This is a genomic window from Infirmifilum sp., from assembly GCF_049970975.1.
GTDB lineage: Archaea > Thermoproteota > Thermoprotei > Thermofilales > Thermofilaceae > Thermofilum > Thermofilum uzonense.
Window position 1 is genome coordinate 1 of the sequence record NZ_JBMFLX010000049.1, and the last position, 9,293, is coordinate 9,293.

Genomic DNA, 9,293 nt, shown 5'->3' on the forward strand with positions numbered 1-9,293 from the left:
CCCGCGGTCTACCCGTGGAGTTGAAGCGGCTCATCCCAGCCCCTTTAGTGGTCATGCTAATACCCCTAGCCGTGGGGGAGACGGTTCCAAGCATCAGCGCCGAGAACGGTGAGCCGTTGGAGGGTGCTATAGTAAGGGTGACGACGCCCGACTGCAGGATCTTCAAGTTCACACTAGCCCCATCGTCGCCCTTAACCGTGGGGAAGGTGGTCTTCAGCAAGCTCGACGTGGAGGTGGTGCAGTGGAAGGGTGTCCTAATAGGCTACAAGGCCAGGGTCCGGGTCACGGGGAATAGCACGCTGGTCGTACCGGAATTGGGTACTTCTACAATAAGGGTTTTAGGCTCAAGGAGGCGAGGGTTGGGGTCTACTCAGGCAGCATGCCCGTCAAGTAGGGCGTGACGGATACCGGCGGCCCGTATAAGACGATTCTGCCTAGAGCAACGTACAGGGTGGTTGCCTACTATGCCGGCGGGATTGCCGAGGCTCTGGCGACACTCCCTCTAGAAGCCACTATCACGATGGAGGTCTTTGTAGAGGTGGGTGGTCTAATGCTGCGTACCTCAGAGATACTCGGAGTGCTTCTGGTCGTAGTCTTGCTTGTATCGGCCCCATACATGCTCTTGTACGTGTACAGTTTGTCGCGCAGGAGCAGGGCGGGCAAGCTTGTACTGAGACCCACGCATTAAGGCCTGTTTAAGAGTCATTCAGCCTTTCGGGAGGGCTCGCTTGAGAATCAATATACTACATGCGCAAATGGGAGACAGTTCACAGCACATTTTTAATTACACAGAGAGATGCTAAGCATAGAAAAATGGTGATAGCCTTGTGCTACTGCTCAAACCTAAAGTCCCAAGGGCACACCTTCACCGCCGTGAGGCTGTTTGACTTTTACTACTGGACGGGGGCCCCCCTACCTCGAGAAGATAGTGCACCAAGACGTCCTCAGGCTAGACCTAAGCGACGCGCTTGGCGAGAACCAGGTGAAGGACAGCGTAAGCCTACCCCGTGCAATTCAGACTGCAGTACTCAAACTCTAGGTCGCCGCTTGCTGGAGGCCTGGGGGCCGAATTAGCCGACGTGTTAGACGAGTAAATGTCAAGCAGGGTTTGAATCAAAGAACATGCCGATTGAGCACAGAGTTGGCCTTATCAGATCTTCTCTTTCATGAAAAATTTCTCGCATAACTTTAGAGCGAATTTCATAAATTTCCTTGCTGAGGGTTTGACATCACTTTTCCTATAAGAAGATCAAGCACTCCTATAAGGATTGATTTACTTTTACTATTCGTAGTAAATAGCTTCTAGTAACGACTCAATTTTCCCTGAAAATTCTTTAAATTTTAAATACAGTCTTTGATATTTTTTCTCAGCATCCAAGTTGGGGAAAACCACATCTTTGACTTTTATCATTTGACTCTGAGCTTCTGCAAGGTTTTTGTAATAACCCAAATTTGTATAAGCGAGAATAGCAGCGCCTAGAAGCGCTGTATCTAAAACCTGTAAAATGTGTATTGGTCGTTCGAGAACATCGGCCTTAATCTGAGCCCACAATCTACTGCGGTAGCCTCCTCCACCCCCTATTATCCTAGCTACCTCGGCACTCGTTGCCTCCGATATTTCCTCTAACACACTTCGGACTATGAAAGCAGAGGTTAAATAGAGCGATTTAATCACTTCAGGGAGCCCTAACTCGTACGTCAATCCTAAAATAAGTCCTCGTAAGTATGGCTTCAAGTAAGCCCCGAAAAAGTAAGGATAGAAAAATACTTCACTATCTTTAGCGCGGGCAGCCAATTGATCCATGAACGTGTAAGCATCATCAGTAAGTACTCCCCCCTGTAAGCTAAAAAATCTTTCAGCTAACCACCTATGGGAAACACCTAATGGAAATGAACGGTACACAATCCATCTTCCTGGAATTATGTACTCGTGAGTCACCAGTGAATTTCTGTTAGAGAAGATCATTGCCATTATCTCCGTAGTACCTGCCACGTCCATAAACTCATCCTCCCTACTAAGACCGGAGCCAATAATGTCGCACATGCCATCCCAAGGACCTACGAAAATAGGCAATTCTGGAGGAAGACCAGTCTCTAATGCGACATCTTTACTTAAATAGCCCGCAGGAGTAAAGAAATCATGGGGTCTACCAAAGATATCAGGTTCTAGATCTAAATCACTTGATACTCTTCTTAGAGTGTTGTGGTTAAAAGCATAAGAATCATACATGTGCTCTTGAGAGAGCTTATAAAGTATGTATTGCCTTGCGTCGAATACTTTTCTAACTCGATAGAATATTTCTGGTTGTCTATCCTTTACCCAATAAAGTAGCCCAAACAGCTTCACCTCTGGAAATGAAGGAACTCTACCTATGATGTTTTTAATATAGTTGAAGTATTCCTCGCTTCTGGAATCCATGTGAAGTATTGCGTTAAGGAGAGGGAGTCCTTTTTCATCCGCCAAAACAACCGAAGTGCTTTGACCTGTGATCGCTATTGCCTCAACCTCTTTTTTAGATCTGTCATTTAAATTTTTTAATAAATAGATAAGAGTTTCTATCCATTCGTTGGGTTTCTGCTCCGCGATTATGAGTTCACTTTTAATAGAGGCTTGAATATTCAACGGAGCAGAGCGTTTCTCTGAAATATCTCCATGAGAATCAAAAAAAGCTATTTTTAAATTAGTAGTTCCCAAATCAACACTTAGAATCATTTCCTGCCCTCTACCTAGCTCTGTACATAGGCTCGGCTATTAAGACTCCTATTATCATGAAGACTATAGCAGTTGGGTACCACGTCGAGAAGGCGAAGGCTGCATAGGCTATTGCTCCCTCTAAGGGGTTCACAGTAAACGCATAAACCCCCAGCCAACCCACAAGGTGAACAAGGATCATCAAAATCATGGCAATGATCATTTTTATATAAGAAGGTTTGGCCCCTTCCTTGCGCATTATATTCCAGTATATATACCCGTTGATAGACCATACTCCTGAGTCAATAAAAGCAATAGCTGGAGCAAGCAGAGGTATAGCGAGCCAAGAAGCCCCTCCTATTAGCCATCGAATAAAGAAGCCAATAGAGAACGCGAGTATTGCGGCCACCGATCCGAAGTACACCGCGGTAAATGCGCAGATAAGCGCTGGTAAATCTATGTTTATACCGGTGGGCAAACCTCCTATGGCGTATACAGCAGCAGCTATAGCTGCTGCTGTAAGCTGATAGGGTGATAGCATGGAATATTTAGCACCTTCCACATATTTACCTGGTGGAGCTATCCACTTAGGATTTTGAGCAAAGAGGTACGCGAAGATAATTCCAGGGATAAATAATCCTAGTGTAGTAACGATATAGAGCAGTGTTATCCTTTCTGGCGAAAAGCTAGGTCCAAGGTTAGGGGACCACGGAGCAGATACGAGCCATGCTAAAGCAGCAACGACCCACAATGCTAAAGGTATATATTTCAGTAATGGTATTCGCATGGCGGTCAAATAAATTAAGGAATAGCTATTATATAAGGTTTTTGCTTTGTCTTAAAATTGCCTTTTGGGAGCTCTGATAGGCACTTCGGGCAGTACAGCGCACTTGAGAAGACAAGGGTGCCGCACTTTGGACATGTGATGGAAATAGCTGAATTCCAAAGCTGGGAATCCTCTCTGACAAGTTCTCGAATGGTCCTCCGGTAGGTGTAATAGCTTGCTATCCTTGTACCAATGTAAGCTCCGGCAAACGCGAGGAATGCGATTTTAATTGATGGGATAAAGAAGTATACAAGAATGCAGAATTCTGTAAAGGAATTCCATGACCAGAAAACACAAAAGCGACTTTTCTCTAATAAGAAAACTAGAATTGATGCCAAGACAATGAAAGTTAGGAATGATGCTATGCCCCAGTACCTCCTTGGAAGCAGTCCTATCCTGTAGGCCAGCGGTAGCGAGAAGGCCAGTATTAAAATAACTGTTTCATACATATTTTTACCACCTTTATCATATAATTCCATACCCACGAGAATAGTAATATAATGCAATAATGAATAGTGTTAGGGCAATCAATATTGTTGCTAAGTCGTTTTTCGTCAAAGTTATTTTTGCTCTCCACCTTGATTCTCTAACGGCACCAAAACCTCGAATCTGTAATGTTAGCGTTAAAATGTCCACGTAACTAATAATTCTAGATGTGTATGGTAAAACAAAAGGTTTAGATCGCTTTGCTAATGAGATAGGGTTAGAAGCTTTTAACTCCCATCCTCTTAAGCTTTGAGCTCTAGCAAGCATCTCGGTTTCTCTAAGTATGTCTGGGACAAACCTTAACCCTAGTGTTAGAATATAAGTCACGACCCTGGGAACTCTAAGGTAGTAAAGTGTAGAAATGAGACCGTTGAGGGGGGTCGTGTAAATGAAAAGGAAAGTCACTGTCAGAGTTACAAAGATTTTACTTATGTATCCTAATGCCCACAGAAAGCTGCCATATGTGTATACTAGGGGGCCTAGCTCAAAGATTTTTTGTGTCACAAGTTCATGAGGAGTAACCCTGAAGTATTCTGGCTTTGAAAGTGTATAGCTTATTATACCGGCCTCAATAAATCTATATGTACCGAAGGGGATTGTTAACAGTAGCCATTTTAAAGGTGCTTTTGCTAAGATGTACATGATCACAGCTATGATCGTTAAAAGCATCAGATAGAATGGATCCCAATACAATGTAGTAAGCGTGAAGAAAATGACCAATAGAAGCAGCTTCGTTAAGGGAGAAAGGCTGTGGATAAATGTGGGTTTATATTCATACTCAAATATTCTAGGCATTCTGACTCACCCCCTTAACTCTAATGCTTTCCACGAACTCATCTATCTCTACAAAAACTCTTCCCAAGTATCCTTCATTCACTAACAAGTTGCTCATGACAGCCAAGTGCGGGGGCCTAATGTAATTGCTCTCTAGGAAGTTGACGTTCTTGAAAAACTCTCTCGGAGGACCTTCCATCAATATCACCCCGTCCTTCATGAGGATTACCCTATCAGAATATTTATATGCGACTCTCATGTTATGAGTTATTAAAACGAATGTAAAACCTTCATGTTTAAGCTTGCTCAGCTTGGTTAAGAGCTTCTCGCCAAGAGCGTAATCAAGCCCATTGGTAGGTTCGTCTATGAAAAGGATCTTGGGTTTAAGCACGAGAACCGAAGCAATAGCCACTAGCGTTTTCTGGTACTTACTCAAGTCAGCAATGTAAGTGTGCGCAAGGTCTGGTATTTCGAGTAGCGACAAGGTCTCATACACCCTCTTCTCCACCTCACTTTCCGGAAGGTTAAGCATTCTTAAAGCAAATGCGACTTCATCATATACTTTTTCCTCGAATAATTGATTATCAGGATTCTGGAAAACATAGTTTACTAGTTGGATGAGTTCATGTCTTGGGATTCTCTTAATATCCCTGCCCTCGATCATTATTTTCCCTTTACTTGGAGGCATAGCTCCAGAAAGAACAAGCGCCAAGGTGCTTTTACCTGAACCATTCTGCCCGATCAGACTTACAATTTCTCCTTTAAATAATTGAAGTGAAACGCCATTGAGAGCTTTTACTCCATTAGGATATACAAATTCAATATCAAATGCTTTTAACACAGGAAGTCTCACGTCTTTACTTAGCGGAGTAAGTGTACGAGAGTTCTCATGACCATAGGTTATAAAGTTGATTCGACCTTCGTTTATAAGTTTTTTAATTATTAGTGCTGCATCTTTAGGAGATCTAGATATTCTAAAGCTCTCCTCTCCCAGCTTACTTCGTAGTGCTTTAAAAGCTGTAGATAACTGAGGTTCACCTATGCCTAGCTCTGTTAAGTACCCTTTCTCTAAGAGATCAGTTACATCTCCGTCAAAAACTACCTGTCCTTGGGATAGCACAATAGCTCTACTAGCTAGGCTTAAGATTTCATCCACATCAGCTCCTGATTCTGTGATAATACAAGTGATGCCAAGTTCCTCGTTTAGTGTTCGAATCATACTTAGGACTTCCAGCTTTCCTATGGGATCTAGCATAGCTATAGGTTCGTCTAAAAGAATGACGGGTGGTCGCAAGGCTAAGACTCCTGCAACTGCTAACCGCTGCTGCTGGCCTCCCGAAAGCTCTTTAGGATGACGTTGTGCAAGCTTGTCCAGTTTAAGGAGGGTCAAAATATCTTTCGCCCTCTTAATAGCCTCATTCCACTCTATTCCAACGTTTAAAAGACCAAATAATACATCATCCTCAACAGTTAAATTAAATATTTGTTTACTGGGCTCATCTATGATCACTCCTATAGCTCCTGAAGCTATTAGCTCCGCCGGGGTAGTTTGTAAGACATTTTTGTCCACGACGTAGATCTCGCCCTCAACTCTAGCAGGTATTATGTGCGGGATTATACCCGATAGAGACCTTATAAGAGTGGTTTTCCCAGAACCTAGAGGACCCAGTACTGCGATGAGCTCTCCTTCTCCCACGGACAAGTTTACATTTCTAAGGGAGTACTCCTTGCCTTTTAAGTATTTCACAGATAGGTTGCTCACCTTAATTAATTCCTTGCCCTTAGTCACGAGTGAGATCACCAGGGTTGGGTAGAATCATTATTTTCAAACCCTCTCTGCGTTTATGTACGGTAATAGCTTCATGTATTTTTTCTAAGGGGAACCTATGAGTAATAAGCTTATCAATTATGGGATAAAATCTTGTAGAGATCATTTTTAACGCTTTAATAAACTGAAGGTGTGTTTTATCATGTGCTCCAACCAGCGAAACTTGCCTGTAGTGTATCAGGTTCATGTCAATGCTTCCTAGAGAAGCATCCCCGAAGCCTCCGAATAAAACGACTTTGCCTCCTGGTCTAGCCACCTTCAAGTATAAATTGACGAGGGGGGCAGCGCCCACCGTTAAGAAGACAACATTAGGTCCGAGTTCGCTATAAGTAAGGCTTTTAATAAAATTGATTAAATGATCTTCTCCTGAAAATTCATTGGGGTTAATAATATAGTCTGCTCCTAGAACATTTTTAGCAAATTCTAGTCTTTTTCTATCAGTGTCAACTATAATAACCGAGGATGCAAAATTTCTTACCACTAGGAGATGAAGCAATCCCATAGGACCACTTCCCACAATTACTACTTCATCACCAGCCTGGATATCCGCTATTTCAACGCTATTTAAAACTGTTGAAAGAGGCTCTGTGAATGCCGCTTGTTCATACGAAACATGGTCAGGGATTTTCTCTACCAAGTAATCCAGGGTTTTCGTGTACTGTGCCCATGAGAACCAACCCGTATTCGTTCTGTTAACACATAGATTTGATCTACCAGTAAGGCAATAATAACATTGCCCACACCGTATAATGTTCTCGGCCACAACTCGATCCCCTGGTTTTACATTCTTGACAGCGCTACCTACAGCGACGACGACTCCGGCATATTCATGTCCAGGGAAGCCTATACCTGGAGCCCCCCAGATTGTCCCTTTATCTATTGCGCGTACACCTGTGGGACATAGCCCATCGGCAAGAACCTTAATTATGACGTCATGGGGATTCTCGATCTTAGGCACATCAGTGACCTCTAAGCGTAAATCCCCTGGACCGTGCAAAAGCGTCGCAAGCATTTTATCATTCAGCCTTTCTTGCGTAATTTTCATTCACCCCAGTACTCATTTGAGAAAATGCAGAACCTTATCCAATTCTTCATTGTCATGAATTATCTTGCTTAAAGCTTCGACAAATTTTCTAGGATTATCTCTTTGCCAGATATTTCTGCCAAAGGCAACCCCGATAGCGCCTGCTTTTATCGCGTCGCTTACATCTTTGAGAACCGCTTCATCATTTTCTCGTGCAGGGCCGCCAAGAATGACTATAGGAACATTCGATGTCTCCACAATTTCTTTAAAGCTGACGGAGTCACCTGTGTAAAATGTTTTTACGAGGTCTGCTCCTAACTCGGCCGCTACTCGGGCACTTAACTTGATGACCTCAGGTGAAGTGGGGTTATCTGTGCCCGGTAATTGAGGAAACATCTCAGCCATGAAAATTAAACCTAGGTTCTGAGCCATACTTGCGACCTTACCAATCAAAGCTAGGCTTTCCGGCTCATAGGAGCTTCCCGTGTAGCCCATTATGCAAACTCCATCGCTTCCCATGCGGAGTGCATTGTGAAACGATGTTGTCAAGTACTGCCTTCTCTTATCTTTGTAAGGAAATAGATTTGTTCCGCTCGTATCCAGCCTTAATATAATTCCTAACTGGGTGTCCGCAATCACATCAGCATATCTGCTTAGAATCCCTGGAGTTATGAGGAGAGCATTCGCGCCCCCCTCAGCCACGTCTATTATTAACTTATCCAGCTTCTCAATACCTTTCATCGGTCCTGCGAAACTCCCATGATCTATAGCGACAATTATTGTCCTGCCACTGCGTTTATCTACGATCCTTCGCCATCTGAGAACCTTCCCCGGGTGGACAGATCTGTACACAATTTAGTCACCTAAATGCACTTATATTAAGCTTGCTTAGTAAAACTTTTTATGACTAAAGTCTTGAGCCCTAGATATAATTCGCGTTAACTGCGCTATAGTCGTATAGGTTAATTACATGATAAGCGACAATCTCATGCTCCAGCAAAGCTTATTTTTATTTATCCATGTTGTTTCATGCTTGCAAGCACGACGTGCTGATCAAGTGGGCGCTCCGCGGAAGGTTTATTTCGGCTGAGATCGAGCCTCGACCTCACGTTCCCTTTCACACTACTTCCGAGTCTTCCCGGCGTCCTGCCTACTACCGTGAACCGCGCGTAGTCCAGCTGGATCTAGTTGAGGTCCTAAAGGCCTCGGACTCCCTTATACCTCGTAACTATGCGGTGACATTCTTCAACTTCTCCGCTTACTGCTGGGAGAGGTACCGCGAGGCTTTTGAGAGGTTCCCCGGCTGGAGGATAGGGCGGAGGGAGAGGAGCTCAAGGACGTAGTCCTGGACGTCGATGCCGTCGCCGCGGGCTTCAGCAGAAGGGTTCTGGATCTCCACTACGGGACGGCCGCCGTGGCGCTTGACGCGATCGCCAACATCTTCGACACCCGCATCAGCGAGGAGCTCCAGCCGATCGACCTCGAGGACGCGAGGAGGAGGGTGAAAGAGGCGCTGAGCGAGCTGAAGAGCATTATCACCAACGCCGTGGGAGCCCTCCCGCCCGTGAAGAGCGGCGAGGGGGCCAGGCTGGCCTACCTGCTGCTCTAGGTAGCTCCTTCCCCCTGGTATCCGTGACTCCTTCTTGCTTCAAACCTTCACTTC

12 protein-coding genes are annotated in these 9,293 nt (G+C 44.4%); 4 read left to right on the plus strand and 8 right to left on the minus strand.

Annotation, left to right across the window (positions count from 1 at the left end):
- The 3 genes from ACP5KC_RS07105 to ACP5KC_RS07115 form a co-directional block, all read left to right on the plus strand.
- On the plus strand, positions 1-401 hold a 401-nt coding region (locus tag ACP5KC_RS07105), incomplete at its 5' end, for a hypothetical protein (RefSeq protein WP_428287078.1).
- Positions 398-688: a hypothetical protein gene (locus ACP5KC_RS07110; RefSeq protein WP_428287079.1), complete on the plus strand. Its 291-nt coding sequence runs from the start codon at positions 398-400 to the stop codon at positions 686-688. The genes ACP5KC_RS07105 and ACP5KC_RS07110, both read left to right, overlap by 4 nt.
- A 195-nt stretch (positions 689-883) precedes the next feature.
- Positions 884-1,039, plus strand: a complete 156-nt coding sequence (locus tag ACP5KC_RS07115; protein WP_428287080.1) for a hypothetical protein — start codon at positions 884-886, stop codon at positions 1,037-1,039.
- 243 nt (positions 1,040-1,282) lie between these two features.
- Here ACP5KC_RS07115 and ACP5KC_RS07120 read toward each other — a convergent pair whose 3' ends face one another.
- The 8 genes from ACP5KC_RS07120 to ACP5KC_RS07155 form a co-directional block, all read right to left on the minus strand.
- The gene (locus ACP5KC_RS07120) at positions 1,283-2,713 is read right to left on the minus strand and encodes a xylulokinase (RefSeq protein ID WP_428287081.1); all 1,431 of its coding nucleotides are present in this window, start codon (positions 2,711-2,713) and stop codon (positions 1,283-1,285) included.
- A gap of 10 nt (positions 2,714-2,723) precedes the next feature.
- On the minus strand, positions 2,724-3,479 hold the full coding sequence (locus tag ACP5KC_RS07125; RefSeq protein ID WP_428287082.1) for a hypothetical protein: 756 nt from the start codon (positions 3,477-3,479) through the stop codon (positions 2,724-2,726).
- A 14-nt stretch (positions 3,480-3,493) separates the two neighbouring features.
- Positions 3,494-3,967, minus strand: coding sequence for a hypothetical protein (locus tag ACP5KC_RS07130; RefSeq protein ID WP_428287083.1), 474 nt, complete (start codon positions 3,965-3,967; stop codon positions 3,494-3,496).
- Positions 3,968-3,983: 16 nt separating this feature from the next.
- Entirely contained in the window at positions 3,984-4,799 is an 816-nt protein-coding gene (locus tag ACP5KC_RS07135; RefSeq protein WP_428287084.1) for an energy-coupling factor transporter transmembrane component T family protein, read from the minus strand.
- Complete coding sequence (locus tag ACP5KC_RS07140) at positions 4,792-6,567, minus strand: ABC transporter ATP-binding protein (protein WP_428287085.1); 1,776 nt, start codon at positions 6,565-6,567, stop codon at positions 4,792-4,794. The genes ACP5KC_RS07135 and ACP5KC_RS07140 overlap by 8 nt, the downstream gene beginning before the upstream one ends.
- On the minus strand, positions 6,560-7,651 hold the full coding sequence (locus ACP5KC_RS07145) for an alcohol dehydrogenase catalytic domain-containing protein (protein WP_428287086.1): 1,092 nt from the start codon (positions 7,649-7,651) through the stop codon (positions 6,560-6,562). Before ACP5KC_RS07145 ends, ACP5KC_RS07140 begins: the two co-directional genes overlap by 8 nt.
- A gap of 12 nt (positions 7,652-7,663) precedes the next feature.
- Complete coding sequence (locus ACP5KC_RS07150) at positions 7,664-8,482, minus strand: class I fructose-bisphosphate aldolase (protein ID WP_428287087.1); 819 nt, start codon at positions 8,480-8,482, stop codon at positions 7,664-7,666.
- Between the two features lie 406 nt (positions 8,483-8,888).
- Positions 8,889-9,029, minus strand: coding sequence for a hypothetical protein (locus tag ACP5KC_RS07155; protein ID WP_428287088.1), 141 nt, complete (start codon positions 9,027-9,029; stop codon positions 8,889-8,891).
- A 15-nt stretch (positions 9,030-9,044) separates the two neighbouring features.
- Between ACP5KC_RS07155 and ACP5KC_RS07160 the strand changes: the two genes are divergently transcribed.
- On the plus strand, positions 9,045-9,239 hold the full coding sequence (locus ACP5KC_RS07160; RefSeq protein WP_428287089.1) for a hypothetical protein: 195 nt from the start codon (positions 9,045-9,047) through the stop codon (positions 9,237-9,239).
- Positions 9,240-9,293: the final 54 nt, after the last annotated feature.

Excerpts from the sequence above, each read along its gene's own strand:
- ACP5KC_RS07120 (WP_428287081.1), bottom strand. The coding sequence starts at position 2,713 with ATGATTCTAAGTGTTGATTTGGGAACTACTAATTTAAAAATAGCTTTT.
- ACP5KC_RS07125 (WP_428287082.1), bottom strand. The coding sequence starts at position 3,479 with ATGCGAATACCATTACTGAAATATATACCTTTAGCATTGTGGGTCGTT.
- ACP5KC_RS07130 (WP_428287083.1), bottom strand. The coding sequence starts at position 3,967 with ATGTATGAAACAGTTATTTTAATACTGGCCTTCTCGCTACCGCTGGCC.
- ACP5KC_RS07135 (WP_428287084.1), bottom strand. The coding sequence starts at position 4,799 with ATGCCTAGAATATTTGAGTATGAATATAAACCCACATTTATCCACAGC.
- ACP5KC_RS07145 (WP_428287086.1), bottom strand. The coding sequence starts at position 7,651 with ATGAAAATTACGCAAGAAAGGCTGAATGATAAAATGCTTGCGACGCTT.